Below are 25,212 nucleotides of genomic sequence, written 5' to 3' on the forward strand. Positions count from 1 at the left end.
ACTGCGTCCGGCCGCCGGGTAGGCGGGGGCCGATAGCGGGGGGCGGGCGCGGTTGTCAACTCGTGCTTTGCGTTGCAAGCCGGTTGCGGCAGGGAAGCGATTGCGGCAGGGCGCGAGCGAATTACTCCCAAGGCGATGAAAGCATGTCACGACGCGATCCCCTGTATGGCAAACTGGTCACGATCGTCGGCGGGAGCGGCTTTGTCGGCAACCACCTGGCCGGTGCCCTGCTGGGGCGTGGCGCCCGGATCCGCGTGGCGAGCCGCCACCCGGAAACCGCCCGCCGCCTCAAACCTTTGGCGCAGCTTGGCCAAATCCAGGCTGCGCGCTGCGATGCGACCCGTCCTGACAGCGTTGCGCAGGCGATTGCTGGCGCGGATGCGGTGGTGAACCTGGTCGGCACGTTTTCGGGCGATGTGATGGGCACGATATGCGGCGGCGCCCGCAACATCGCGCAGGCGGCAGCGGCGGCTGGTTGCGAGGCGATGGTGCATTTGAGCGCCATCGGGGCCGACGCGAGCTCTCCGGCCGGCTACGCCCGCGCGAAAGCCGAAAGCGAGGCGGTCGTTCTCGATGCCTTCCCTCAGGCGACGGTCCTGCGGCCGAGCGTGCTGTTCGGTGAAGACGATAACTTCGTCCAGATGTTTGCGCGGCTTATCGGTGCGCTGCCAGTGCTGCCGGTCTTCGCCCCTCATGCGCCGCTGCAGCCGCTGTTCGTGGATGACGCGGCCGAGGCGGTGGCGGTGGCGCTGGGCGCGCCGCAATCCTATGGCGGCAAGATCTACGAGATCGCCGGCCCCGAGAGCATCACCATGCTCGACCTAAACCGCCGGATCGCCGCCAGCCAGAGGCGCGATCGCACCTTCATCCCGCTCCCGGACGGCGTATCCGCGCTATTCGCCATGCTTCCGGGGACGCCAATGAACACCGACCAGTGGACGCTGCTGCAGGCTGGCAATCGCCCGTCAGGGGCGCTGCCCGGGATCGACGCCTTCGGTATCGTCCCGCGCCCGCTCGGGCTGTTTCTGGATCGCTGGATGACCCGCTATCGCAGGCACGGACGTTTCAACGAGAAGCTTGTCGGCTAACCCACGGTCGCCGCCAAGCTACCGTCCCTTAACCCGCACTCGTGCTGGGCGGGGCCGTTCCTTCATCAGCGAGCAGCGTGAGCGGTTCGACGATCAGCGTGCCGCCATCGGATCCCACGATCCGTACCCGCGTCCCGGCAGCCATCTCAGGGCCGCGCGCGGGCCACTGACTGTCCCCTTGTGTCACGCGGCCTTCGCCATGCTCGATCGCCTGGGCAACGGTGCCGGTCTGGCCCACGAGCCGCCCCAGCCGGTCGTTCATCAGCGGATCGCTGCTCTCGATCGGCTGCTCGCCGAAAATCCGCCGGGCGGTGAAAACCGCGATCAGCGACAGGGAAACGAACTCGACAATCTGCAGCGGCACGCCGAAATCGAACACCATCGTCAGCGCGCCGGTGGCGAGCGCGGCGAGCGCGAGCCAGATCAGGTACACGCCGGGCACGATCATCTCGAGACCTGCGAGGACGAGGCCGAAGGCAATCCACGCCCAGGCAGCATCGATATCGGTCAGCCAGTCCATCAGCGGTTTTCGTCCCCAGTACGGGGCACGGCCGCGCGCGGGCGCGGAAGCGGGACGCCGTTGCTTGGCGGCGAAGCGGGGGGTTGTGCGCCTTCGGCCGGCTTGATCGCTTCTCGCACCAGTTCACCGATACCGCCGAGCGAACCGATCAGCTGGGTGGCCTCGACCGGGAACAGGATCGTCTTGGCGTTGGGACTGGTGGCGAACTTGCCGACCGCCTTGGTATACTCCTGAGCGATAAAGTAGTTGATCGCCTGGTTGCCGCTTTGGGCGATCGCATCGGAGACCGCGCGGGTAGCCTGCGCCTCCGCCTCGGCCGAACGCTCGCGCGCTTCGGCGTCGCGGAAGGCGGCTTCCTTCTTGCCCTCGGCCGACAGGATCGCCGACTGCTTCTCACCCTCCGCACGCAGGATGCGGCTGGCGCGTTCGCCTTCCGCTTCGAGGATTTCGGCGCGCTTGAGGCGCTCGGCCTTCATCTGCCGGGCCATCGCTTCGGAAATGTCGAGCGGCGGGCGAATGTCCTTGATCTCCACGCGGGTGATCTTGATGCCCCAGGGGGAGGTTGCATGATCGACCACGCCCAGCAGGCGAGCGTTGATCTCGTCGCGCTTGGACAGCGTTTCGTCGAGGTCCATCGAACCCATCACGGTGCGCAGGTTGGTGGTCGTGATCGCCATGATGGCACCGTACAGGTTGTGCACCTCGTACGCCGCCTTGCCGGCGTCGAGCACCTGAAAGAACACGACCGCATCGACCCCGACCATCGCGTTGTCGGCGGTGATGATTTCCTGGCCCGGAATATCGAGCACCTGCTCCATCATGTTCACCTTCTGCCCGACGCGGTCGACGAAGGGGGTGATGATGTGCAGTCCGGGATTGGCCGACTTGGTAAAGCGCCCGAAGCGCTCGATCGTATAGACATACCCCTGCCGCACCACTCGCACCGAACTGAGCAGGAAGATCACCAGCACGGCGACAATCAGGATAAGAGTAAGGGCCAAAATTTCCTCCTTGAGCGAAAGATATCGTAGCGTCCGGGGGCCTGCCCGCAAGCAAAACCGGACCGCGGCCGTCGCGCGTCACATCCTCCGCAAGCTGCCCCCACGCTTCCTGTTGCTTGTCGATCGACTACATCCGTCGTCGAACGAAACGTGCCGCTCGTCGAGCGTGTAGCGCGCGCCATCACCAAGAGAAGTAGCTGAATCGCAGGGAAGAAGTGCGGCGACGCACGATGGAGACAGATCTATGAAGTTGACCGTGGCTGCCACGTTGCTGTGCAGCGCAGCCTTCGTGTCGCCGGCTGCGGCGCAGGACGTGGAGACCGGTGACGCCGCCCCGCCCCAGTCGACCGAGGTCGCCTCGCCCACCGAGGCGCCCGCGGGCCGGCAGGTCTACACGCCGGCTGATTTCACCCGCTACGCGCCCAAGACCGCGGCCGACATGATCCAGCAGATTCCCGGCTTCAATATTCGCGAAAGCGAGCAATTGCGCGGGTTGGGCCAGGCGACCGGCAACGTGCTGTTCAACGGCAAGCGGTCCTCGACCAAATCGGAATCGCTGTTCAACCTGCTTACCCGCATTCCCGCCACCAACGTGGAGCGGATCGAGATCGTCGATGGCGCCACGCTCGACATCCCCGGCTTGTCGGGCCAGGTCGCCAACATCGTGTATCAGTCGAACGCTCTGTCGGGGCAGTTTGCCTGGACCGGCCAGGTGCGCGCGCATTATGCCGATCCGCTGTTTACCCGTGGTAGCGTGTCGGTCAGCGGGCGCAGCGGGGCGCTCGAGTACGAAGCCGGCATCGACAACAGCGATGCGGGGCGCAGCGCGGCGGGCGGGCCCACGCGGATCCTCGATCGGGGCAATGTACTTACCGAACTGCGGTCCGATACGTGGACGAGCAATTATGATGCACCCAAGATTTCGGGCAAAGTGACCTGGAACGGCGCGGGAGGCAGCGTGGCGCACGCGAACGCGCACTACCAGCGCACCTATTCGCGCTACGACGAGCGGGGTTTGCGCCAGTTGCCGGGGCTACCGGACCGGGTTCGTACCCTGATCGAGCGCAACGACACCTGGAATTACGAGCTGGGCGGAGATTACGAGTTCGGCCTTGGCCCCGGCAAGCTCAAGCTGATCGGCCTGCGGAGCTATAGTCACGAGCCTTACCTGCAGCAGACCCTGACCGAATTCGACGACGGCACCGCTGCCGTGGGCGATCGCTTCACGCAGACCGGCAACCTCGCTGAGACCGTCGCGCGCGGCGAATACAGCTGGAAGATGTTCGGCGGCGACTGGCAGCTTTCGGGTGAAGCGGCGTTCAACACGCTGGATAACGTCTCGGGCCTGTTCGTGCTCGCCCCTTCGGGCGAGTTCACTGAAATCCCGTTCCCCGAGGGGACCGGAGGAGTGAAGGAAGACCGCTACGAGGCGCTGCTGAGTTTCGGCCGCAAGCTGACCGACACGCTGTCGTTCCAGCTGATCGGCGGCGCGGAGACTTCGACGATCGCACAGACCGGGGCGAACGGCCTGACACGCTCGTTTTTTCGGCCCAAGGGCACGCTTTCCCTCGCCTGGAAACCGAGCGAGGACTTCGACGCTTCGCTCAAGATCCGCCGCCGCGTGCTGCAGCTGAATTTCTACAACTTCCTGGCCCGCGCATTCCTCAACGACGGGAATGCCAACGAAGGTAACATCGACCTGCGTCCGCAGCAGGACTGGAGCTACGAAGCCGAATTCAACAAGAAGCTGGGCCCTTGGGGCTCGCAGCAGTTCCGCATGATCTACCGCGATGTTGAGGATTACGTGGACATCATCCCCGTCGCTGGCGGGGGCGAAGCGGTCGGCAACATCGCCAAGAGCTGGGCGGCAGCGTTCATTTCCACCAGCACCATCAAGTTTGATCCCATGGGGCTCAAGGGGCTGAAGCTCGATGTGACGGGTGTGATCCAGGAATCCGGACTGCGCGATCCGTTCACCGGCGAGAATCGCCAGTGGAGCAATTTCGCCACCCGACAGCTCAACGTGGCCTTGCGCTACGACATGCCGCAAACCGACTGGGCCTTCGGCGCCGATGCCAATTATACCCATTTCGAACCGCGCTATCGCAGCAATTCGGTCGATCGGACCTGGGAAGGGCCGGTGTTCGCGGGCGTGTTCGTGGAGAACAAGGATGTGGCCGGGCTGACCGTGAGGGCCGCGGTCGATAACATTCTCAACGCCCGGTCCCGCCGCTACCGCGAAGTCTACACGGGCCTTCGCGGGGTGACCCCGATCTCCTTCATCGAGGATCGCGACCGCCTGATCGGACCGATCTTCAGCGTATCGGTGCGCGGCAACTTCTAGTCCTTCCCCCTCCCAACGCTGCACGATAGAGCGTGCGCATGAAGAAGCGCGCACTCGCCGGTCGCATGGTCCACCCCGTGGGCCTCGGCTGCATGAACCTGTCGTGGGCTTATGGAGATCCGCCGCCGCACGCCGACAAGATCCGCCTGCTGGAGCGTGCGCTCGACCTGGGCTACGATCACTTCGACACGTCAAACATCTACGGCCTTGGCCGCAACGAGACGCTGCTGGGCGAAGCGATCATGCACCGGCGCGGCGACTTCCTGCTCGCCAGCAAGACCGGCATCGTCGTGCAGGGTGCGGGGCGCGGGATCGACTGCCGCCCCGAAGCGATGCTCGCCGCGCTCGATGAGAGCCTGGCGCGGCTGAAGACTGACCATATCGACCTGTTCTACATGCACCGGCTGGACCGCAAGGTGCCGGTGGCGGACATGGTCGGGGCGCTGGCGGGAGCCATCGCAGCGGGCAAGATCGGCGCTTATGGCGTCTCAGAATGGGGCGCCGATCACATCCGCGAAGCCCATGCCGTGCACCCGATGGCCGCCGTGCAGACCGAATACTCGCTGTGGACCCGCAACCCCGAGATCGCAGTGCTCGAGACTACGCGTGAACTCGGCATCGCATTCGTGGCGTTTTCGCCGTTGGCGCGCGGCGCGCTGGGCGGCGAATTGCGCGATCCCGGCACGCTTTGGGACAAGGACCTGCGGCGGACGATGCCCCGCTTCGACCAGGACAACTGGCCGAAAAACCGGGCGCTGATCGACCAGTTCGATGCGCTGGCAGCGCAAGCGGGCATCACTCCCGCGCAACTCGCGCTCGCCTGGCTGTTGGCGCAGGGGCCTCACGTGCACGTGATCCCCGGCACCACCAGCAGCGCCCACCTGGAGGAGAACTTCGCCACCCTGTCGCTCGACGTGCCCGCGGGCCTGCTGGAGCAGGCGGGCACGCTGATCAACCAGGATAGCGTCAGCGGCCCGCGTTACTCACCCGCGGCGCAGGCATCGGTCGATACCGAGGAGTTTGCCTAAAGCTGGCGCGCGTATAGCGCCAGCAGCTGGCCCCAGGCGCGATCGGCCTGGACCGGGTCGTAGGCCGGACTATCGGGCACGCACCAACCGTGGTCGGCAGGATACACCTCGACCTCTCCCGCCGCGCCGGAGGCGGTCAACGCCTGGCGCAGTTCGGTCTTCGCGGACGGCTGCTTGGCATCATCGTCGCGCGCGATCGCAATCAGGTAGCCGGCACCGGACTGCAACATGCGATGCGGGCTGGTCGGTTTGTCCGACACCAGGCCGCCGCCGTGGAAACTCGCCGCCGCCTTGACCCGCTGCGGCGCCGCTGCCGCGCTGTAGATCGTGTAGCTGCCGGTCATGCAGTAGCCCTGGTTGCCGATGCCTCGTGTCCGGTCCACGGCCTTTTGCCCGTCGAGCCAGGCTGTGAGCGCGCGCGCGTCGCGGGTGATGGTTTCGAATGACACCTTGGCGCGCCACGGCGCCACTTTCTCGAACCCCTTCTGCGCCACGAAATCGGCGAAATCGGCGAACTGCATCGCGGTCACGTCGCGGAAATAGGGGTTCGGCACGATCACCGCGTAGCCTTCGCTCGCAAGCCGGCGCGCCATGACCTTTTTCGCTTCACGCACCCCCGCGATGTCGGGCCACAGAATCACGGCCGGTGCCGCTTTAGCCGGATGTACGAAGAACGCGTCCATGGCCCCGTCGGCGGTGGAGATGGTGACCATGCTTTCGGTCAGGCCGCTCCCGCCGGTGCCGCTCTCCAGCGAGGTGCAGGCGGCCAGGCCGGCCAGCGCGCCGGTGGCGGCGAACCCGCGCCGGGTCATGCCCCGCTTGGCAAACTGTTCCAGATCGGTTTGGTCGCACATCGCCAGTCTCTCCTGTCTGTTTCGCCCAGCTTAGCAGCGCCCGGCGATGGGTCCACAACAAGACATCGCGGGAAAAGTCGATACCGGCTTTAGGCGGTATGACCGCAGCCAATAACCGCTTGGCGCTGTGCATCGGCATGGTAGGTTGCCGCGCGAAACCGATTCCACTGACTAGCGGAGAGACCGATGCCCGAGACCTATCCCTGCCTGATCGACGGCGAACTCATCACCACCGACGCGACGATGGAGGTGCTGAATCCCGCCAACGAGCAGGTGATCGCGCTCGTACCCTCGTGCGGCAAAGAGGAACTTGACCGTGCGGTGGCCGCTGCCCGCCGGGCATTCAAGACGTGGAAGGCCACCCCGATCGACGAGCGCCGCAAGGTGATCCAGGGCATCTCCGCCGCGATCAAGGACAACGCCGACGAACTGTTCCGCCTGCTTACGACCGAGCAGGGCAAGCCGCACGCGCAGGCGCAGATGGAGGTGTTCGGTGCCGCCGGCATGGCCGCCGCGCAGTCGACGCTCAACCTCGATGAAGTCATCAACCAGGACGACGAGCAGCGCCTTAGCCGCACCCGCCGCGTGCCGGTGGGCGTGGTCGGCGGGATCGTGCCGTGGAACTTCCCCGTGATGATGGCGATCCAGAAGATCGCGCCGGCTCTGCTGTCGGGCTGCACCATCGTGCTCAAGCCCAGCCCGTTTACGCCGCTGACCACGCTGCGCATCGCCGAATTGATCAAGGACGTGGTGCCCGCCGGGACGGTCAACATCATCACCGGCGAAGACACTCTTGGCCCGCTGATCACCGAGCACCCGGACATCGACAAGATCACCTTCACCGGCTCCACCGCAACGGGGAAGAAGATCATGGAAGGCGCGTCCAAGGATCTGAAGCGCATCACGCTGGAACTGGGCGGCAATGACGCCTCGATCGTGCTGCCCGATGCCGATGTGTCCAAGGTCGCCGAACAGCTGTTCTGGTCGAGCTTTTCCAACGCGGGCCAGATCTGCGTCGCGGCGAAGCGCATCTACATCCACGAGGACATCTACGACGAACTGTCGCAGGCCATCGCCGATTACGCGAAGAACGTAACCGTCGGCGACGGGGCGCAGCAGGGCACCGGCGTCGGCCCGATCCAGAACAAGAAGCAGTTCGACCGCGTGTGCGAACTGATCCAGGATGCTAAGGACAACGGCTACAAGTTCCTGACCGGCGGCGATGTCGACCCGTCGGGCACCGGCTACTACGTGCCTATCACCATCCTCGACAATCCGCCCGAGGACGCGCGGATCGTGGCGGAGGAACAGTTCGGCCCGGTCATGCCGCTGATGAAGTTCGCAACGACCGAGGAAGCGATCGCCCGGGCCAACAACTCGGAATACGGCCTCGCCGGCGCGGTGTGGACCGCCGATCCGGCCAAGGGTGTCGAGATAGCCGAACAGCTGGAAACCGGCACCGTCTGGGTCAACGAATACCTGCACCTGTCGCCGTTCGCTCCGTTCGGCGGGCACAAGCAGTCAGGCTTTGGCGCCGAGTACGGCGTGGAGGGATTGAAGGAGTTCACCTACGCGCAGGTGATCACCGTCAAGAAAGACGCGTTCGCCTGATGCAACCAGGACTCGACTGGAGACGGGGGTTGCTCTAATCGCGCCCCCGTCATCTGGGGAGTAGCCCGAAGGACATCGCCCGCGGTGTCCGCCCCGCCGTCAACATACTTGACCGAGAGGTCATGGCGGCAGGGGGATTGCGACGGCGGCCACGGCCGCCCTTGCGCAGTCCAGGCAAGACCAATGGCATCGCGCCCCCGCCAAGCCGGGCGGGTGGGCCGCGGTGCCGTTGCTTGTTTCACCCGCCCGGCGCCGGAACACCACAGTGCTGGAACCCCTGCTCACCTCCACGGCCCTGGTCGCGCTCGCCGAGATCGGCGACAAGACCATGCTGCTGGCTATCGTGCTCGCCACCCGCTTCCGCCGCCCTTTGCCAATCATCGCCGGCATCTTCGTGGCGACACTTCTCAACCATGCCCTCGCCGCCTGGGCCGGTAGCCTGGCGGCGGACTTCTTTGCGGGGCAGACGTTCCGCATCATCGTGGCGCTCAGCTTTGTCGCGATGGGCCTGTGGACGCTTGTGCCTGACAGGTTCGAAGAGGGCGATGCGCCAGCAGTCACCGCGCGCGGTGCGTTCGTCACCACGCTGGTCGCCTTTTTCCTGGTCGAGATGGGGGACAAGACCCAGCTCGCCACGGTTGCCCTAGGCGCCCGGTATCACGACGTGCTGGCGGTCGCGGCAGGAACCACGATCGGCATGATGATCGCCAACGTACCCGCCGTGCTGCTGGGCAATGCGCTGATCAGGCGCGTGTCGTTGAATGCCGTGCGCATCGCGGCCGCCGCACTGTTCGTGGGCGTCGGTATCTGGATGCTGGTCGATGCGCTCTAGCGGCTGCGCCACAGGCGAGTAGGATGGCCGCACTTTCAGGAGGGAATGGACGATGGCTCAGGTGATCGGGGTGGGCGGCATCTTCTTCAAAGCGAACGACCCTGCGGCGACGCGGGAGTGGTATGGCCGCGTGCTGGGCATACCGTTCGAGGACTGGGGCGGCGTGGTATTCCTGCCTGAAACCGCGGCGGCGCATCCGGGCTCCGGCACCGTGTTCAGCCCGTTCAAGGCCGAGACAGAGTATTTCGCGCCATCTGCAGAACGCTTCATGATCAACCTGATGGTCGATGATTTGGCGGCGATGCTGGAGCGATGCGCGCGAGAAGGGGTGCAACCGGTGATGCAAATCCTGGATGAACCGAATGGCCGGTTCGCGCACGTCATGGACCTAGACGGGCGCAAGATCGAATTGTGGGAGCCCAAGCCAATGGCCTGAGCTCAGCGGCGGGCGAGCGCGGCCTCGCACTGGCTCATCAGCTGGGCCATGATGTCGGCCACGGGCTCTTCCGCCTTGACCATGCCGACCGACTGGCCCGCCATCAGGCTGCCGTTCTCGATATCGCCGTCGATCACCGCGCGGCGCAGCGCTCCTGCCCAGTAATGTTCGATCTGCAGCTGGGCTTCGGCCATCTCCAGGCTTTCGCCATCCAGCGCCTGCGCCACTTCGCGCTGTTTGGCGGTGAAGAGTTCGGTGCCCTTGTTCTTGAGCGCGCGGACCGGGATGACCGGCAGGCGCGGATCGACCTGTACGCTGGCGACCGCCTCACGCGCGCTGGCGCGGAAGAAGGCCTTCTTGAAATCGGGGTGAGCGATGCTTTCGGTGGCACAGGCGAAGCGCGTGCCGAGCTGGACCCCGACCGCGCCCATCTCAAGGTATCCGGCGATCGCCTCGCCACGCCCGATCCCGCCGGCGACGAACACCAGGTGATCCTCGGACAGTTCAGGCAGGAATTCCTGCGCCAGCACGCTGGTCGAGACCGGGCCGATGTGGCCGCCGGCCTCCATCCCCTCGATCACCAGCGCGTCACCGCCTGATCGCAGCAGCTTCTTGGCCAGCGCCAGCGTCGGCGCGAACACGATCACTTTGGCATCGAAGGCCTTGATCGCCTCCACGCTGCCCTTGGGCGGAATGCCGCCGGCCAGCACCACGTGCCCGACCCCATGCCTGCCGCACACCGCGATCAGGTCGGTCAGTTGCGGGTGCATGGTGATGAGGTTCACCCCGAACGGCTTGTCGGTCAGCGCCCTGGTGGCGGCGATCTCCGCGTCGAGCAGTTCGGGCGTCATCGCCCCGCAGGCGATCACGCCAAACCCGCCGGCATTGCTGATCGCGGAGACGAGATTACGCTCCGACACCCAGCTCATCGCGCCGCACAGGATGGCATGTTCGCTGCCAAGGAACGCACGGCCGCGCGCCATCAGTGCGTGCGTTCTGGAATAGCTGTTCATGGCGAGGCGCTTAGGCGCGCGAAGACGGTGCGGCAACCATCACCGGCCGTAGTGGATCGCGACCTTGGCAGCGGCATCACACGCCTTGCGCCGCGCCTCGTCGATGCCGTTCGCCGTCGCCAGCGCCACGCCCATGCGCCGATGCGGCCGGCTGGTCGGCTTCGCGAATATCCGCAGGTCGGTGCCGTCCTCCGCCAAGGCTTCCGCCAGCCCGCTGTAAGACAGGGTCTCGCTGTCGCGGTCAGCCAGGATCACCGCCGAGGCGGCAGGACGCGCGCGGATCTCCTGCGGGATCGGCAAGCCAAGGATCGCGCGGGCGTGGAGGTCGAATTCGGACAGGTTCTGGCTCGCCAGCGTGACCATGCCGGTGTCGTGCGGACGCGGGCTGAGCTCCGAAAAGATGACCCGGTCGCCGGCGACGAAGAACTCGACGCCGAACAAGCCGTGGCCACCGAGATTGTCGACCACCTTGCGGGCCATATCCTGCGCCTCCGCGAGCGCAGCGTCCGACATCGGAATCGGCTGCCAGCTCTCCATGTAATCGCCGCGCTCCTGCCGGTGGCCGATGGGCGGGCAGAAGCTGACCCCGCCGCGATGACGCACCGTGAGCAGGGTGATCTCGTAATCGAACGCGATGAACGCCTCGACGATCACCCGCGCGCGGTCGCCGCGCATGCCGGCCACGGCCGTGTCCCAGGCGGCCTGAAGCTCATCAGCCGAGCGGACCGTCGACTGGCCCTTGCCGCTCGACGACATGACCGGCTTGATCACGCACGGAAAGCCGGTGAAGGCCGCCGCCTCGCGCACTTGTTCCAGGCTTTCGGCATACCGATAGCGCGAGGTGACAAGGCCCAGCTCCTCCGCCGCCAGATCGCGGATCGCGTCCCGGTTCATGGTCAGCTGCGCCGCGCGGGCCGATGGCACGACGGTCAGCCCTTCCCGCTCCAGCTCGGCGAGAACTTCGGTGCGGATCGCCTCGATCTCGGGCACGATGAAGTCAGGCCGATGTTTCTCCGCCACGGCGCGCAGGGCCGCGCCGTCGAGCATGGAGAACACCTCACGCGCATCGGCGAGCTGCATCGCCGGGGCGTTGTCGTAGGCATCGCAGGCGATCACGCGCGCGCCAAGCCGCTTGGCGGAGATCACGAACTCGCGCCCCAGCTCGCCCGAACCGAGCAGCAGGATCGTGGCCGTATGGCTCATTACCGGTTCCTCAGGCTGCGTCGTCGCTCTCGTCGAGGCCATAGGCGGTGTGAAGGACGCGCACGGCAAGTTCGGTCTCGTCCTCGTCGATCATGACGCTGACCTTGATCTCGCTGGTGGAGATCGCCTGGATGTTGATCGCCCGCTCGGCCAGGCTCTTGAACATCGTCGCGGCAACGCCCGCGTGGCTCTTCATGCCGACGCCGACGACGCTGATCTTGGCGATCTTGCTGTCGGTGATGATCCGGTTGAACCCGATCTCGTCGCGCCGGTCCTCCAGCAGCGCCTGCGCCCGCGCGAGGTCGGTCATCGGTACGGTGAAGGTCACGTCGGTCTCGCCCTTGTCGCGGCCCACGTTCTGAATGATCATGTCGACGTTGATGCTCGCTGCGGCGAGCGGTTCGAAGATATTCGCCACCGCGCCGGGCTTGTCGGGCACGCGGGTGAGGATGATCTTGGCTTCGTTCTTGTCGTGCGCGATGCCGGTGACGTGCTGGCGTTCCATTTCGCCTCTCTCCAATATTTCGTCCATCTCGCTTTCCGAGACGATCATCGTGCCGGGAATCTCGTCGGCGGGCACCGCGTCGTCGCCGATGAAGCTCGAGAGGACCTGCACCCGCACGCCCTCCTTCATTGCGAGGCCGACGGAGCGGGTCTGCAGCACCTTGGCCCCCACGCTCGCGAGTTCGAGCATTTCCTCGTACGTCACCGCTTTCAGCTTGCGCGCCTTGGCGACGATGCGGGGATCGGTGGTATAGACCCCGTCGACATCGGTGTAGATGTCGCACCGGTCGGCCCCGATCGCCGCCGCCACCGCGACCGCGGAAGTATCGGAACCGCCGCGCCCGAGCGTGGTCACCCGGCCATCGTGGCCGACGCCCTGAAACCCCGGGATGACCGCGATCTCGCCCGCGGCCATGCTGGCGAGCAACGCGTCGCTGTCGATATCCTCGATCCGTGCCTTGGCGTGCGCCTCGATCGTGCGGATCGGCACCTGCCAGCCCAACCACGAGCGCGCCCGGCAGCCCAGCGCCTGCAGGGTCAGGGCGAGGAGGCCGCTGGTGACCTGTTCTCCGCTCGCGACCACCACGTCATACTCAGCTGGGTCGTAAAGCGGGTTCGCCTCGCGGCAGAAATTTACGAGCCGGTCGGTTTCGCCCGCCATTGCGGAGACCACCACCGCGACCTCGTTGCCGCCCGCCGCCTGCTTGCGCACGATGTTGGCCACGCGGCGGATGCGCTCGGTCCCGGCCATCGACGTGCCGCCGAATTTCATCACGATCCGCGCCAAGCTGTGTTCGCCCCTGCTGGAAGTGCCTCGGCCGCGCTGTTACGCAGTGGGCATGACCGATGCAACCGAGCCTGCCGATATCAATTCTTTGCTCCGACCAAAGCAGGCGGGGCTGACGATCCGCGCCGAAGAGGCCGCGCATTTCGGGCGGCTGGCGGCCGACTGGTGGGATCCCAGGGGTTCGTCCGCGATGCTCCACCGCCTGAACCCGGTGCGGCTGGGCTTCATCCGCGACGCGATCGACCGGCACTGGCAGGTCCCGCAGGACGCCGTGCGTCCGCTCGCTGGCCGGACCGCGCTCGATGTCGGGTGCGGGGCGGGATTGCTGTGCGAACCGCTTGCCCGGTTGGGCGCGGCGGTGACCGGGATCGACGCCGCGCCCGAGAACGCGGCTGTCGCGCAGGCGCATGCCGAGGGTGTCGGCCTCCCCATCCGTTATCTGGGGGGGGAGGTGGGGTTGGTCGACGGCGCCTTCGATCTCGTCACCGCGATGGAAGTGATCGAGCATGTCGCCGACAAGCCGGCGTTCGTCACCGATCTGGCCGCGCGGCTCGCGCCGGACGGCCTGATGATCCTCTCCACCCCCAACCGCACCCGGCGTTCGCAGCTGCTGCTGGTCGACGCGGCCGAGGCGGCTGGCATGATCCCGCGCGGCACGCACCGGTGGGACGATTTCATCACGCCTGACGAACTGCGCGCGCTGCTGGCGGACGCCGGGCTAACGATGGGCGAGCCGCGGGGCATCGCCTTCTCGCCGGGGAAAGGCCTGCACCTCTCGCCCGACCTGTCACTGAACTACATCGTCACGGCCGTGCGGACCGCCTGAGCGGCGCCGCCAAAGCCGGATCATCGGTGAACACCCCGTCGACCCCGGCGGCGGCGAGCACGCCCCAGGCGGCCGCGTAATCGCCGGCTACGGCGGGATCGTTGCCTGTTCTGAGTGATTCGGGGAGAAAGGCGTTTTCCTTGCGCAAGGTCCAGGCGTGGACTTTCAGGCCGGCGCCGTGCGCCTGTTCGACCAGACCGGTCGGCCTGCCGTCGGTGCCCGCGATCAGGCGCAGCTCCGCGCCGATCGCATCGGCGTACTTCGCGATCTCTCCCAGGCCCGTCGCCGTGAGCATTTCGGCATAGGTAGCCGCCGCCTCGTCCGCCGGACCGCCTTCCGCAGATACCAGCTGCACCAGCCGCGCGTCGGTGAGCTTGTCGAGCCGTTTGAGCGGGGCCACCTCGAAGCTCTGGATGAAGACCGGCGCATCGGCCGTATCCAGCCCTTTCTTGCCCAGAGCCGTGACCAACAGATCGACGCTGTCGATCCCCTGGGTAAGCAGAAACGTGGGATGCTTGAGTTCGGGATAGAGGCCGATGCGGTGCCCCCGCTCGGCCTCCTTGGCGCGGACCAGCGCGATGATCTCCGCCAAGGTCGGCACCTGATAGAGGCCATCATACCGGGCGTTCGCGCGGCGCAGGTCGGGCAGCCGTTCGCGGGCCCGCAGCGTCCGCAGCTCGGGAAGGGTAAAGTCCTCGGCAAACCAGCCGTTGACCAGCCGACCGTCGATCTCCTTGTTCCGGCGCCGATCGGTGAATTCATCGCGCGAGCCGACATCGGTGGTGTCCGACAGCTCGTTCTCGTGCCGGGCGACCAGCACGAGGTCCTTGGTCACCACCAGATCCGGCTCGATGAAGTCCGCCCCCGCATCGATCGCGCGCTCGTACGCCGCCAGCGTGTGCTCCGGCCGCTCGCCGCTCGCGCCGCGATGCGCGATGATCAGCTGCGCCTGCGCCGGCACGGCGAGCGCCAGGGCGGCGAGTGCGAGGAAGATGCGCATCGAGCTTACCATATTGTCGCCGCGACGAACCTCAGCCGAGCTTCGCGGACCATTCCGCCTCGTCGAAGCCGACCAGCAGGCCGTCTCCGCATTCGATCACCGGACGGCGAATCATCGATGGATGCGCGGCCATCAGGCGAATCGCCTTTTCGGCATCGAGGTGCTCCTTCTGCGCCGGCTCCAGCTGGCGAAAGGTGGTGCCGCCGCGGTTGAGCAGCTTTTCCCAGCCCACCGCCTGGACCCACGCCCGCAGGCGGTCCTGATGGGCGCCCTCCTTCTTGTAGTCGTGGAAGGTATACGCCGTGCCTTTGGCGTCGAGCCAGGTCCGCGCCTTCTTCACCGTGTCGCAGTTGGGAATGCCGTAGAAGTCGATGGTCATGATCCTGGTCCGGTAAAGTGGTGGATGCGCGGGTCGGCGCAGGCGAACAGCGTGTAACTGGCGTAGTAACTCGTCCGGCCCTTGTGCTGCACTGTGCGGTGCTCGGCAAGGCGGCCCCAGCTTCGCGCCGAAGCCTCGTCGTCCCACTCGCTGATCGCGACCACCTCGCCGTCGTCGGCGGTGTATGATTTGAAGCTGCGGTAGCCGGGCTGGGCGCGCGCCATCCGGGCCATCTCGTCGGCGTCCGCCGAGTAGGCGGCCGCATCCAGGTCGGCGCGCTTGCGGTTGCGGAAGACGACCAGGAACATCAGCCGCGGCCCCCTCCGCCAGAGCGAGAAGTGTCACACGTGTCACACTGTTCTGGACCAGAAATCTCAGGCTCGCCCGTGCCTCTTATTCGAATGGCAGGAAGGGCAGCGGGGAAGCTCATCGAAACGGGCTTAGCAAAGCAGCGCCGAGTAGGAAAATCATCCCCCCAGATGCGCGTCGGCAATCGCCACTGCCAGCGCATCGGCGGCATCGGCCCCGGCGACTGCGACGCCAGGCAGCAGCACCTTGAGCATCGCCTGCACCTGCGCCTTTTCCGCAGCGCCGGTGCCGACCACCGCTTTCTTGACCAGCCGCGCTGCGTGCTCGCGCACCGGCACTCCCGCCCGCCCGCAGGCGGCGAGAACCGCGCCCCGCGCCTGCGCGAGCTTGAGCGTCGATTGCGGGTTCTTGTTGACGAACACCTCCTCGATTCCGACGCGGTCGGGGGCGTGGACCGCGATCAGCGCGGCGACCGCATCATGCAGGTGGTGCAGCCGCTCGGCCATCGGCGCCTTGGCATCGGTCGGCACCTGTCCGTTGGCGACGTGCGTCAGCCGAGAGCCTTCGACCCGCACCACGCCCCAGCCCGTGCAACTGAGCGAGGGATCGAGGCCGAGGATGATCAGAGCCGCAGCCCGAGCCGCGGGCCGAAATGCATCATCGCGAGGTAGAGCACCACCGTGAGCAGGCAGCCCGCCAGAAGCGAACCCCAGAAGCCCGCGCCCGCCCGCAACAGTACCGGAATGACCAGGAACATCGGCAAGCTGGGCAGCACGTACCAGAAGGTCGCCGCGGAATGGATCGCCATGTTCTCCGCGTCCGGCCGTTGATGCCACAGGAAGATCATGCCCAGTACCGACACCAGCGGCAGCGAGGCGACGATCGCCGCGGTCGCGGGCAGCCGCCGGCCGATTTCAGAGATGGCCGCGATCATCGCCCCGGCGAGCAGCGCCCTGGCGACCAGCGCCCACATCTAGCCAAGCGTCTCGGCGATCTCGTCGCTGACGGTGTAGTTGCCCCACACGGTCTGCACGTCGTCATCGTCCTCCAGCGCGTCGACCAGCTTGAACAGCGTCGGCGCATCGCCTTCCGCGACGTCGACCGTCAGGTTAGGCTTCCACGCCAGCTTGACCGATTCCGGTTCGCCGAGCACCTTTTCCAGGTTGCCCGCCACTTCGTGCAACGCTTCCATGTCGGTCCAGATGGTGTGCCCGTCCTCGCCGCTCTCGACATCGTCCGCGCCCGCCTCGATCGCGGCTTCGAGGACCTTTTCCTCATCGCCCGCGCTTCCCGGATACTCGATCATGCCCTTGCGCTCGAACCCGTGGCTCACCGCGCCAGTGGCGCCCAGATTGCCGCCGTTCTTGGCGAACGCGGTGCGCACGTTGGTCGCGGTCCGGTTGCGGTTGTCGGTCAGCGCCTCGACGATCAGGGCGACGCCGCCGGGGCCGTATCCTTCGTAGCGGATTTCCTCGTAGTCATCGCCTTCGTTCGCGTTCGCCTTGTCGATCGCGCGCTGGATGTTGTCCTTGGGCATCGACAGCGATTTCGCGTTGTTCACCGCCAGCCGCAGCCGGGGATTCATGTCCGGATCGGGCGCCCCCATCTTGGCGGCCACCGTGATCTCGCGGCTGAGTTTCGAGAACATCGCGGAGCGCTTCTTGTCCTGCGCGCCCTTGCGGTGCATGATGTTTTTGAACTTGGAATGGCCTGCCATAAGTCCGTTCTTGACCAGTGTGAGATGGAACGGGGGCGCATTAGCCGCATGAGCGGGCAACCCACAAGAGGCGCCCTGCCGCCAGAAACCAGCCAGCGTTCGGGCCTCGGCTGGGTGCCGGCGCAGTGGCGAGCGTTCGCCGCTTTCCTGCGCCGCCCGCGGCTGCCCGATCGGGCCGAACTGTCGGTGGCCGGATCGCTGCGCGCGCTGGTGCCCCTGCTCGTGCTTGACCTGCTGCTGATGGCGCTGGTGCTGGCCGCGATCGGCGCGGCGACGGCGCTGGGTTTCAAACTGCCCGAACACATGCTCGGCGGGCTGGAGCTGACCCCGGCGCTGCTCGCGTTCATGCTGGTGGGTGCCCCGGTGGGGGAAGAGATACTGTTCCGTGGCTGGCTATCGGGTCGGCCCGGCCACATCATCGGCAGCCTGCTGTGCGTGCTTGGCGCGGCGCTGGTGGCGGGCGGCGCCGCGGCGGGAGCGGCCGGCAGCGGTAGCATCGCCGGCTGGTCGATCGCCGCCGGCGGCGGGGTGCTGCTGCTCGCCGCGCTCGCGGTGTTCGCCCTGCGCAAGCGGGACGCGCTGCGCTGGTTCCAGCGGCACTTCGCCTGGTTCTTTTATGCCAGCACGCTCGCGTTTGCCGCGATCCACCTGTCCAATTTCGCGGGCGCGGGCGCGGCGTCGATGGCCGCCATGCTGCCACTTGTCCTGCCCCAGTTGCTGCTGGGCCTGATCCTGGGGTTCGTGCGCGTGCAGCGCGGCCTGCTGACGAACATCAGCCTGCACGCGCTGCACAACGCCCTGTTCGCATCCCTGATGCTGCTTGGACTGGAGTGATCGTTACCCGTTGACGCCTACCCGTTTACAATCGTCCCGCCGTTGGGGTGCAGCACCTGCCCCGACATGTAGCTGGAATCCTCGCACGCCAGGAACAGGAACGCAGGGGCAACTTCGTTGGGCTGGCCGGGCCGACCCATCGGCGTGTCCTCGCCGAAGGTTTTCATTTTTTCCGGCGAGGAACCGCCGAAAGGATTGAGCGGGGTCCAGATCGGCCCCGGCGCCACGCCGTTGACCCGAATACCGTCCTCGATCAGGTTGGCCGACAGCGACCGGGTGAACGCGGTGATCGCGCCCTTGGTGCTGGAATAATCGAGCAGTTCCTTCTCGCCCGCGTACATCGTGATGCTGGTGCAGTTGATGATGGATGCCCCTTCCTTGAGGTGCGGCCGCGCCGCCTGGACAAGGTAGAACATCGAAAAGATGTTGGTCTGGAACGTGCGCTGGAGCTGTTCGACGGTGATGTCGCGGATGTCCTTGTCGGGATGCTGTTCGCCCGCGTTGTTGACCAGCACATCGAGCCGGCCCCACTTCTCGATCACCTTGTCGACCAGCGCCTGCCCAACCGCCGGGTCACCCAGATCGCCCCGGTGGAGCAGCGCCTCGCTGCCCTCTTCCGCAATCCGGTCGGCGACGAACTGCGCGTCGTCGTCCTCTTCCAGATAGGCGATCGCGACCTTGGCGCCTTCGCGCGCGAACAGGATCGCGGTCGCGCGGCCGATGCCGCTGTCGCCGCCGGTGACGATCGCCACCTTGCCCTGCAGCCGCCCGGAGCCGGGGTAACGCGGCTGCCAGTCGGGCTTGTCGTCCATCTGGCTTTCGTGCCCCGGCATCCGGGGTTCTTCGCTGGTTTCCTCGACGTGGGCCGCGTCGACGGTTTCGAGGTCCTGGGTATCTTGCGTCATCGGGATGAGTGTCCTTTCACCCATCCCAACCGCCGCTCCCCCGCCCGCGTTCCGCCGCTTCGTCGCGCGCAGGCCTCAGCCCAGGCCGAGCGCGTTCTTGTACACCTCCAGGATCGATTCCATCTCCGCCCGGTCGTCGGGCTTCATCTTCCTGAGGCGCACGACCTGGCGCATGATCTTGGCGTCGTAGCCGACCGCCTTCGCCTCGGCGTAAACGTCGCGGATGTCGTCGGCGATGCCTTTCTTCTCTTCCTCGAGGCGTTCGATACGCTCGATCAGCAGGCGCAGGCGGTCGTCGGTGGCATCGGCCATTTCACTTAGGCTCCGGTAGAATGTGAGAATCGGTTGCCGGCTCGATAGCCAGCCCGCCCGGGGGTTTGAAGGTGCGGTGGAAAAGTTCTCTATCCGTCCCCGTTCAGCTTGAGGCTCGCCTCCATCCGCGCGAGCTGTTCGGGCGTGGCGGGTGACTGGTGGCGCGCTTTCCACTCATCGGCGGGCATCCCGTGGATCAACGCGCGGGCGGCCGCCTTGTCGCCGGGGAACCCAGCCTCGCCGATCCAGTCCGCCAGGCAGTTACGGCAGAAGCCGGCGAGGCCCATCAGGTCGATATTCTGCGCATCGGTCCGGTGGCGCAGGTGGCGCACCAGCCGGCGAAACGCCGCGGCGGCGTGGGCGTCATCGAGCTGATCGAGCGGGTCGGGCTGGGTCATCGCTATCCTGTCTTGGCGCTTGAACTGTTCGGGCCGCCTGCCCTAGGCGCACGCCTATGCAGAAACTCCAGCCGCGCAACCGCAAGGTCAAGATTCTCGCCACCGTCGGCCCGGCGAGCAGTGCGCCCGAGATGCTCCACAAGCTGCTGCGCGCGGGCGCCGATGCCTTTCGCGTCAACATGAGCCACGGCGAACATGCCGATCACGCGGCGACGATCAAGGCGATCCGCGACCTGGAGAAGGCGACGGGCCGCCCGATCGCGATCCTGGCGGATTTGCAGGGGCCCAAGCTCAGGGTCGGCAAGTTCAAGGGCGGGCAGGCGGTGATCCGCCATTCGGGCCACTTCACCCTCGACCGCAATCCCGAACCGGGCGACGAGACCCGGGTCGAGCTGCCGCATCCCGAACTGTTCGCGGTCCTGCAAAAGGGTCAGCGCCTGCTGATCAACGATGGCAAGATCCGCCTGAAGGTGATCAAGGCGGAACCTGACAGCGTGCTGTGTTCGGCGGAGGTCGGCGGGGTGATCTCCGACCGCAAGGGCGTCAACGTGCCCGATGCGGAAATCCCGATTCCTGCGCTCACTGAAAAGGACCGGCGCGATCTTGCTTTCGCCGTGTCGCACGGCTGCGACTGGATCGGCCTGTCGTTCGTCCAGCGGCCGGAGGACCTGGCAGAGGCGCGGCGGCTGATGGGCGGCTACGGTTCGCTCTGCGCCAAGATCGAGAAGCCCTCTGCCGTGCGCCGGCTGGACGAGATCATCGAGCTCAGCGACGGGATCATGGTCGCGCGCGGCGATCTGGGCGTGGAGCTCGATCCCGAGGAAGTCCCCCCGCTGCAGAAGCGGATCGTCAACGCCGCCCGCACCGCCGGCAAGCCGGTAATCGTCGCGACGCAGATGCTCGAATCGATGATCGAGAGCCCCACCCCGACCCGGGCCGAAGTGTCCGACGTCGCCAACGCGGTCTATGACGGGGCCGACGCGGTGATGCTGTCGGCCGAGACGGCGGCGGGCGAATGGCCGGAAGAAGCGGTCGGGATCATGGACCGGATCGCCACCCAGGTGGAGCGGGACGATGCGTACCTTTCGCGCGTGCGGTTCCTCGATACGCCCCCTGACCGGACCACCGCCGACGCCTTGAGCCATGCCTGCATGACGATCGCCGACACCGTGTCGATCGCCGCGATCGTGGTGTTCACCGGTTCGGGCAGCACCGCGCGGCGGGTGGCGCGCGAACGGCCCAGCGTGCCGATGCTGGTGCTCACGCCGTCGGTCCGGACCGCCCGGCGCATGGCGCTCCTGTGGGGGGCGCAGGCGGTCTCGACCAAGGATATCGGCAGTTTCGAAGAGATGATCGCCAAGGGCAAGCGGATGGCGCTGCGGAGCGGCATCGGCCAGGCGGGCAGCAAGCTGATCGCGCTCGCCGGCGTACCGTTCGGCACCCCGGGCAGCACCAACCTGCTGCACGTGGTGACGCTGTCAGGCGACGAGCTGTCGAAGCACGCCCGTCGGTCAGCGGTCTAGCCGGCTGCCGCGCGCTCCAGCCGCTGGCGCGCTTCCTTCTCGCCGATCAGCGGCAGCAGCGCGTGCATGTCGGGTCCATGGTCGCGGCCCGTGAGCGCCTGGCGAAGCGGCATGAACAGCGACTTGCCCTTGCGGCCGGTCGCCTGCTTGAGCGCGCCGGTGAGCGCACCCCACGGGTCGTCGCTCCAGGCGAGGTGCGCGGCAGCCTCGGCGAGGAAGCGGCGATCATCCTCATTCAGCGCGGGCGCCGCAACGGGTCCGGCGATGACCTGCCACCAATCGGTTGCGTCTGCTACGGTCTCAAGGTTCGGGCGCACCGCCAGCCACGCGGCCTCGCTCATCCCCGCGGGCAGGCGGTCGGCCACCTCGGCGTAGCTTAGCTGGTGCACGATGGCGTGGTTGAGCCGCTCGAGTTTGGCCTCGTCAAACCGCGCGGGCGCGCGGCCGAATGTCGACAAGTCGAAGCTGTTTGCCAGCACCGCAATGTCGGCGATGGGCTCCACCGGCAGCGACGTGCCGAGCCGCGCCAGCAGCGCGGTCACCGCCTGCGGCTCGATCCCGCTGTCGCGCAAGGCGCCCACCGACAGCGAGCCCAGCCGCTTCGACAGCTTGCCCTCGCGCCCAACCAGCAGCGCCTCGTGCGCGAAGCGCGGCGGCTCGGCGCCAAGCGCGGTGAACATCTGCGTCTGCGCGGCGGTGTTGCTGACGTGATCCTCCCCCCGCAGCACGTCGGTCACGCCCATTTCGATATCGTCGATCGCGCTCGGCAGCATGTACAGCCACGATCCGTCGGCCCGCCGGACCACCGGGTCGGACAGCTGAGCGGGTTCGAAATGCTGGCGTCCCCGAATGCCGTCGAGCCACTCGATCGGCTCGCCGTGATCCAGCTTGAAGCGCCAGTGCGGCGCCACGCCCTGATAGGCGAAGCGCGCGTGATCCGCGTCGTCCAGCGCCAGCCCTGCGCGGTCGTAGATCGGCGGCAGCCCCCGCCCGAGCTGGATCTTGCGCTTCAGCTCCAGCTCCTGCGCGGTTTCGTAGCAGCGATAAACGCGGCCCGCGGCGCGCAGCCGCTCGAAAGCGTCCTGGTAGATCGGCGCGCGAGCCGACTGGCGTTGTTCGCCGTCGATCGTCAGCCCCAGCCACGCGAGGTCGGCCCGGATCGCCTCGACATACTCCTCGCGGCTGCGCTCCGCGTCGGTGTCGTCGATCCGCAACAGGAACCTGCCGCCGGACTTATGCGCCAGCAGCCAGTTGTGCAGCGCGGTGCGGATATTGCCGACATGGAGGTGCCCGGTGGGCGACGGCGCGAAACGGGTGACGGTCATGGCGGGTGCCATAGCCGAACCTACGCCTGGGTGAAGCGCGCGCGCACCTTTTCCAGATCGGCCAGCATCGTATCGATCGCGCGGTTGTCCTCCAGCGAGCCGTGATCGCGCACATAGGCAGCCAGTTCGGCAATCTCGATCCGCGCGCCTTCGATCTGGCCGGGCAGTTCCCAACGGGCCTTGGCGATCGCGCGGTCGAACCGCTCCGCCGCCTCGTCCGCCAGCCCGGCAGGGCGCTTGCGGGCGACGAGCCGCCAGCAATCGCGGGCGCGGGCAAAGGTCTTTTCCAGATGCTTGCGCACCACGCGGACCGCCAGCGCCGGCTCGCCCGCCGCGACCATGCCATCGAGCGCGGTGAGATTGCGCACGGTCGCCCAGCCCGTGAAATGGAAGCTCGGCAGCGCCATCAACCACCGCGCCACCAGCTCGGTCTCGCACGCTTCGATGTAGCGGCGGACCAGCGGCAGCGAGAGGCTGTCACCGCGATCGAGGAACAGCTGCGCGCCGTCTTCGGGGGAGATTTCCCCCGCCCGGCCGGCCTTGGAGGCGGCGACCTCGATCGCCTCCAGATCGACCCGGAAATTGCGGAAGCGCGGGTTGGCGCGCGCGACGAAGCTTTCGCCGAGCGCGGCGAGATGCGGCGGCGGGGGCGGCGCGTCTTCGAACAGCAGGCGGTCGAACGGATTGGGTTCGTCTTCGGTCATCGGCTCAGTTCAAACAGGGCGTACTCTGCGCGCAGGTTGGCAGCGGCGGCGCCAATGGCCCGGTCGCCGGCGAAGTACCACGCGCGCTCGCAGCGGACGCCCTTGACGGCGATCAGCTCTCGGAAGTCGGCCACGGTCACGTGGTGGATGTTCTGCGTCTCGTACCAGCTGACCGGTAAATGGCGCGTCACCGGCATCCGCCCCTGGAAGGCCAGCGCCGCGCGCGTGCGCCAGTGGGCGAAGTTGGGAAAGCTGACGAACGCCTGCCGCCCGACCCTGAGCAGTTCGTCGAGCATCCGGTCGGGCCGCGCGGCGGTCTGCAAGGTCTGGCTTAGCACCGCGTAGTCGAACGCCTTGTCCGGATAGTCGGCCAGATCGCGGTCGGCGTCTCCCTGGATGACGCTCAGCCCGCGCGCCACGCAGCGTTCGACCAGCGCGGGATCGACCTCCATCCCCCGCGCGTCGCAGCCCCGGTCCTGCAACGCCGCCATCAGCGCCCCGTCGCCGCACCCCACGTCGAGCACGCGCGTGCCCGGCTGCACATGGCTGGCGATCACCGCCAGGTCGGGCCGCAGCGCGCTCATCCCAGGAACCCCGCCACCACCCGGTCGAGCGCCGGCACGTCGAGCAGGAAGCTGTCGTGACCAAAGGGCGCGCTGAGCTCGACGAAGCTGACCGCGGCGCCCGCTGCATTCAACGCGTGGACCACGTGGCGGCTTTCGGCGGTGGGGTAGAGCCAGTCGGAATCGAAGCTGACCAGGCAGAACCGCGCCGGCGTCCCGGCAAACGCGCTGGCGAGCATCCCGCCGTGTTCCTCGGCGATGTCGAAATAGTCCATCGCGCGGGTGATATAGAGATAGCTGTTGGCGTCGAACCGCTGGGTGAACCCGGTCCCCTGATAGCGCAGGTAGCTTTCGATCTGGAAATCGGCGTCAAAGCCGAACGTCTTGGCGTCACGGTCCTGCAGGTTGCGGCCGAATTTCTCGGTCAGTCCGGCTTCGGACAGGTAGGTGATGTGCGCCGCCATCCGCGCGACCGACAGCCCTTTGTCGGGGGCCCGGCCGGTGCCGTAGTAATCCCCGTCTTGCCAGTCGGTATCGGCCATCACCGCCTGGCGGCCGACCTCGTGGAAAGCGATGTTCTGTGCCGAATGGCGGGCGGTCGTGGCGATCGCCAGCACCCGTTCGGCGCGGTCGGGAAAATTGGCGGCGAGGCTCAGCGCCTGCATCCCGCCCATCGACCCGCCGACGACCGCGTGGAGCCGCTCGATGCCGAGGCCATCAAGGAGGGCGATCTGCGCGCGGACCATGTCGCGGATGGTGATCACCGGAAAGCGCTTGGCCCACTGCCGGCCGTCGAGTGTCAGGCTGGCGGGGCCGGTCGAGCCCATGCAGCCGCCGATCACGTTGGCGCAGACCACATGGAAACGATTGGTGTCGATCGGCTTGCCCGGGCCCACCATTCGTTCCCACCAGCCCGGCTTGCCGGTGGTCGGATGCGCGCTGGCGACATACTGGTCGCCGGTCAGCGCGTGGCACAGGAGGATCGCGTTGCCGCGGTCCGGCGCCAGTTCGCCATAGGTCTGGTAAGCGATGGTGACGCCGTCCAGCGCCTGCCCGCCGTCAAGGGGCAACGGCTGGGGCAACGTGAAGCCTTGGGAAGCGGTCGTCGGGGCCATCGCAGCGGGATCACAGGTTAGAGGGAAGGTCGTTGCCTCTAACCGCTTGCCTCCAGCTTGTCGAAGGGCCGCATTTTCTTT

28 protein-coding genes and 1 riboswitch are annotated in these 25,212 nt (G+C 66.9%); of the genes, 9 read left to right on the forward strand and 19 right to left on the reverse strand.

What is annotated here, in order from left to right:
- Positions 1 to 143: 143 nt before the first annotated feature.
- The gene (locus E0504_RS07665) at positions 144 to 1,088 is read left to right on the forward strand and encodes an NAD(P)H-binding protein (protein ID WP_131622700.1); all 945 of its coding nucleotides are present in this window, start codon (positions 144 to 146) and stop codon (positions 1,086 to 1,088) included.
- 28 nt (positions 1,089 to 1,116) lie between these two features.
- Here the strand turns inward: E0504_RS07665 and E0504_RS07670 are convergent, their stop codons facing one another.
- A complete protein-coding gene (locus E0504_RS07670) occupies positions 1,117 to 1,608 on the reverse strand; it encodes an NfeD family protein (RefSeq protein ID WP_131622702.1) in 492 nt (163 codons plus the stop codon).
- Positions 1,608 to 2,609 carry an SPFH domain-containing protein gene (locus tag E0504_RS07675; protein ID WP_131622704.1) on the reverse strand — a complete coding sequence of 334 codons (1,002 nt, stop codon included), beginning with the start codon at positions 2,607 to 2,609 and terminating at the stop codon, positions 1,608 to 1,610. Before E0504_RS07675 ends, E0504_RS07670 begins: the two co-directional genes overlap by 1 nt.
- A gap of 244 nt (positions 2,610 to 2,853) precedes the next feature.
- On the opposite strand from E0504_RS07675, the gene E0504_RS07680 reads away from it, so the two are divergent.
- Complete coding sequence (locus tag E0504_RS07680) at positions 2,854 to 4,953, forward strand: TonB-dependent siderophore receptor (protein WP_131622706.1); 2,100 nt, start codon at positions 2,854 to 2,856, stop codon at positions 4,951 to 4,953.
- A 38-nt stretch (positions 4,954 to 4,991) separates the two neighbouring features.
- A complete protein-coding gene (locus tag E0504_RS07685; RefSeq protein ID WP_131623052.1) occupies positions 4,992 to 5,981 on the forward strand; it encodes an aldo/keto reductase in 990 nt (329 codons plus the stop codon).
- Here E0504_RS07685 and E0504_RS07690 read toward each other — a convergent pair.
- Entirely contained in the window at positions 5,978 to 6,835 is an 858-nt protein-coding gene (locus E0504_RS07690) for a dienelactone hydrolase family protein (protein ID WP_131622708.1), read from the reverse strand. The genes E0504_RS07685 and E0504_RS07690 overlap by 4 nt on opposite strands.
- Before the next feature lie 186 nt (positions 6,836 to 7,021).
- Here E0504_RS07690 and E0504_RS07695 point away from each other — a divergent pair, with 186 nt between their 5' ends.
- The 3 genes from E0504_RS07695 to E0504_RS07705 all read left to right on the forward strand — a co-directional run bounded on the left by E0504_RS07695 (position 7,022) and on the right by E0504_RS07705 (position 9,714).
- Positions 7,022 to 8,446 carry an aldehyde dehydrogenase family protein gene (locus tag E0504_RS07695; protein ID WP_131622710.1) on the forward strand — a complete coding sequence of 475 codons (1,425 nt, stop codon included), beginning with the start codon at positions 7,022 to 7,024 and terminating at the stop codon, positions 8,444 to 8,446.
- 42 nt (positions 8,447 to 8,488) lie between these two features.
- A riboswitch (yybP-ykoY riboswitch) is annotated at positions 8,489 to 8,618 on the forward strand.
- 96 nt (positions 8,619 to 8,714) lie between these two features.
- Positions 8,715 to 9,278, forward strand: coding sequence for a TMEM165/GDT1 family protein (locus E0504_RS07700; protein WP_131623054.1), 564 nt, complete (start codon positions 8,715 to 8,717; stop codon positions 9,276 to 9,278).
- Positions 9,279 to 9,330: 52 nt separating this feature from the next.
- Positions 9,331 to 9,714, forward strand: coding sequence for a VOC family protein (locus E0504_RS07705; protein ID WP_131622712.1), 384 nt, complete (start codon positions 9,331 to 9,333; stop codon positions 9,712 to 9,714).
- A gap of 2 nt (positions 9,715 to 9,716) precedes the next feature.
- Here E0504_RS07705 and E0504_RS07710 read toward each other — a convergent pair whose 3' ends face one another.
- Genes E0504_RS07710 through E0504_RS07720 form a run of 3 tightly spaced genes read right to left on the reverse strand, consistent with a single transcriptional unit; the run spans position 9,717 to position 13,206 of the window.
- A complete protein-coding gene (locus E0504_RS07710) occupies positions 9,717 to 10,727 on the reverse strand; it encodes a nitronate monooxygenase family protein (RefSeq protein WP_131622714.1) in 1,011 nt (336 codons plus the stop codon).
- A 39-nt stretch (positions 10,728 to 10,766) separates the two neighbouring features.
- Positions 10,767 to 11,930: a formate-dependent phosphoribosylglycinamide formyltransferase gene (gene purT, locus E0504_RS07715; RefSeq protein ID WP_131622716.1), complete on the reverse strand. Its 1,164-nt coding sequence runs from the start codon at positions 11,928 to 11,930 to the stop codon at positions 10,767 to 10,769.
- A gap of 10 nt (positions 11,931 to 11,940) precedes the next feature.
- A complete protein-coding gene (locus E0504_RS07720) occupies positions 11,941 to 13,206 on the reverse strand; it encodes an aspartate kinase (protein WP_243657456.1) in 1,266 nt (421 codons plus the stop codon).
- A 67-nt stretch (positions 13,207 to 13,273) separates the two neighbouring features.
- Between E0504_RS07720 and ubiG the strand changes: the two genes are divergently transcribed.
- The gene (ubiG, locus tag E0504_RS07725) at positions 13,274 to 14,047 is read left to right on the forward strand and encodes a bifunctional 2-polyprenyl-6-hydroxyphenol methylase/3-demethylubiquinol 3-O-methyltransferase UbiG (protein WP_131623056.1); all 774 of its coding nucleotides are present in this window, start codon (positions 13,274 to 13,276) and stop codon (positions 14,045 to 14,047) included.
- On the opposite strand, the gene E0504_RS07730 is transcribed toward ubiG, so the two are convergent.
- The 6 genes from E0504_RS07730 to E0504_RS07755 form a co-directional block, all read right to left on the reverse strand.
- Positions 14,025 to 15,047, reverse strand: a complete 1,023-nt coding sequence (locus tag E0504_RS07730) for a glycerophosphodiester phosphodiesterase family protein (protein WP_207912294.1) — start codon at positions 15,045 to 15,047, stop codon at positions 14,025 to 14,027. The two genes, ubiG and E0504_RS07730, sit on opposite strands and share 23 nt — an antisense overlap.
- A gap of 31 nt (positions 15,048 to 15,078) precedes the next feature.
- The gene (locus E0504_RS07735; protein ID WP_131622722.1) at positions 15,079 to 15,426 is read right to left on the reverse strand and encodes an arsenate reductase; all 348 of its coding nucleotides are present in this window, start codon (positions 15,424 to 15,426) and stop codon (positions 15,079 to 15,081) included.
- Complete coding sequence (locus tag E0504_RS07740) at positions 15,423 to 15,734, reverse strand: antibiotic biosynthesis monooxygenase (protein WP_131622724.1); 312 nt, start codon at positions 15,732 to 15,734, stop codon at positions 15,423 to 15,425. Before E0504_RS07740 ends, E0504_RS07735 begins: the two co-directional genes overlap by 4 nt.
- A 159-nt stretch (positions 15,735 to 15,893) precedes the next feature.
- On the reverse strand, positions 15,894 to 16,361 hold the full coding sequence (gene ruvC, locus E0504_RS52005; protein ID WP_131623058.1) for a crossover junction endodeoxyribonuclease RuvC: 468 nt from the start codon (positions 16,359 to 16,361) through the stop codon (positions 15,894 to 15,896).
- On the reverse strand, positions 16,358 to 16,708 hold the full coding sequence (locus E0504_RS52010) for a DUF3147 family protein (RefSeq protein ID WP_131622726.1): 351 nt from the start codon (positions 16,706 to 16,708) through the stop codon (positions 16,358 to 16,360). The genes ruvC and E0504_RS52010 overlap by 4 nt, the downstream gene beginning before the upstream one ends.
- Positions 16,709 to 17,452: a YebC/PmpR family DNA-binding transcriptional regulator gene (locus E0504_RS07755; protein ID WP_131622728.1), complete on the reverse strand. Its 744-nt coding sequence runs from the start codon at positions 17,450 to 17,452 to the stop codon at positions 16,709 to 16,711.
- Between the two features lie 24 nt (positions 17,453 to 17,476).
- On the opposite strand from E0504_RS07755, the gene E0504_RS07760 reads away from it, so the two are divergent.
- Positions 17,477 to 18,286: a type II CAAX prenyl endopeptidase Rce1 family protein gene (locus E0504_RS07760; RefSeq protein ID WP_165938442.1), complete on the forward strand. Its 810-nt coding sequence runs from the start codon at positions 17,477 to 17,479 to the stop codon at positions 18,284 to 18,286.
- 17 nt (positions 18,287 to 18,303) lie between these two features.
- Here the strand turns inward: E0504_RS07760 and E0504_RS07765 are convergent, their stop codons facing one another.
- From E0504_RS07765 to E0504_RS07775, 3 genes are all read right to left on the reverse strand, one after another.
- Positions 18,304 to 19,191 (reverse strand): SDR family oxidoreductase, encoded by an 888-nt coding sequence (locus E0504_RS07765; RefSeq protein WP_207912298.1) that lies wholly within the window; start codon positions 19,189 to 19,191, stop codon positions 18,304 to 18,306.
- A 75-nt stretch (positions 19,192 to 19,266) separates the two neighbouring features.
- The gene (locus E0504_RS07770; RefSeq protein WP_131622732.1) at positions 19,267 to 19,503 is read right to left on the reverse strand and encodes a DUF2312 domain-containing protein; all 237 of its coding nucleotides are present in this window, start codon (positions 19,501 to 19,503) and stop codon (positions 19,267 to 19,269) included.
- A gap of 89 nt (positions 19,504 to 19,592) precedes the next feature.
- Positions 19,593 to 19,901 carry a DUF1244 domain-containing protein gene (locus E0504_RS07775; RefSeq protein ID WP_131622734.1) on the reverse strand — a complete coding sequence of 103 codons (309 nt, stop codon included), beginning with the start codon at positions 19,899 to 19,901 and terminating at the stop codon, positions 19,593 to 19,595.
- A 56-nt stretch (positions 19,902 to 19,957) separates the two neighbouring features.
- Between E0504_RS07775 and pyk the strand changes: the two genes are divergently transcribed.
- Positions 19,958 to 21,424: a pyruvate kinase gene (pyk, locus tag E0504_RS07780; RefSeq protein WP_131622736.1), complete on the forward strand. Its 1,467-nt coding sequence runs from the start codon at positions 19,958 to 19,960 to the stop codon at positions 21,422 to 21,424.
- Here pyk and gltX read toward each other — a convergent pair.
- From gltX to E0504_RS07800, 4 genes are read right to left on the reverse strand one after another with little or no spacing between them, the layout of a single operon-like run.
- Complete coding sequence (gene gltX / locus E0504_RS07785; protein ID WP_131622738.1) at positions 21,421 to 22,749, reverse strand: glutamate--tRNA ligase; 1,329 nt, start codon at positions 22,747 to 22,749, stop codon at positions 21,421 to 21,423. The two genes, pyk and gltX, sit on opposite strands and share 4 nt — an antisense overlap.
- Positions 22,750 to 22,769: 20 nt before the next feature.
- On the reverse strand, positions 22,770 to 23,453 hold the full coding sequence (locus E0504_RS07790; protein WP_131622740.1) for a hypothetical protein: 684 nt from the start codon (positions 23,451 to 23,453) through the stop codon (positions 22,770 to 22,772).
- On the reverse strand, positions 23,450 to 24,037 hold the full coding sequence (metW, locus tag E0504_RS07795; RefSeq protein ID WP_131622742.1) for a methionine biosynthesis protein MetW: 588 nt from the start codon (positions 24,035 to 24,037) through the stop codon (positions 23,450 to 23,452). Before metW ends, E0504_RS07790 begins: the two co-directional genes overlap by 4 nt.
- Complete coding sequence (locus E0504_RS07800) at positions 24,034 to 25,131, reverse strand: homoserine O-acetyltransferase (RefSeq protein WP_131622744.1); 1,098 nt, start codon at positions 25,129 to 25,131, stop codon at positions 24,034 to 24,036. The genes metW and E0504_RS07800 overlap by 4 nt, the downstream gene beginning before the upstream one ends.
- Positions 25,132 to 25,212 lie beyond the last annotated feature (81 nt).

It is taken from the genome of Parafrankia sp. BMG5.11 (assembly GCF_004337455.1).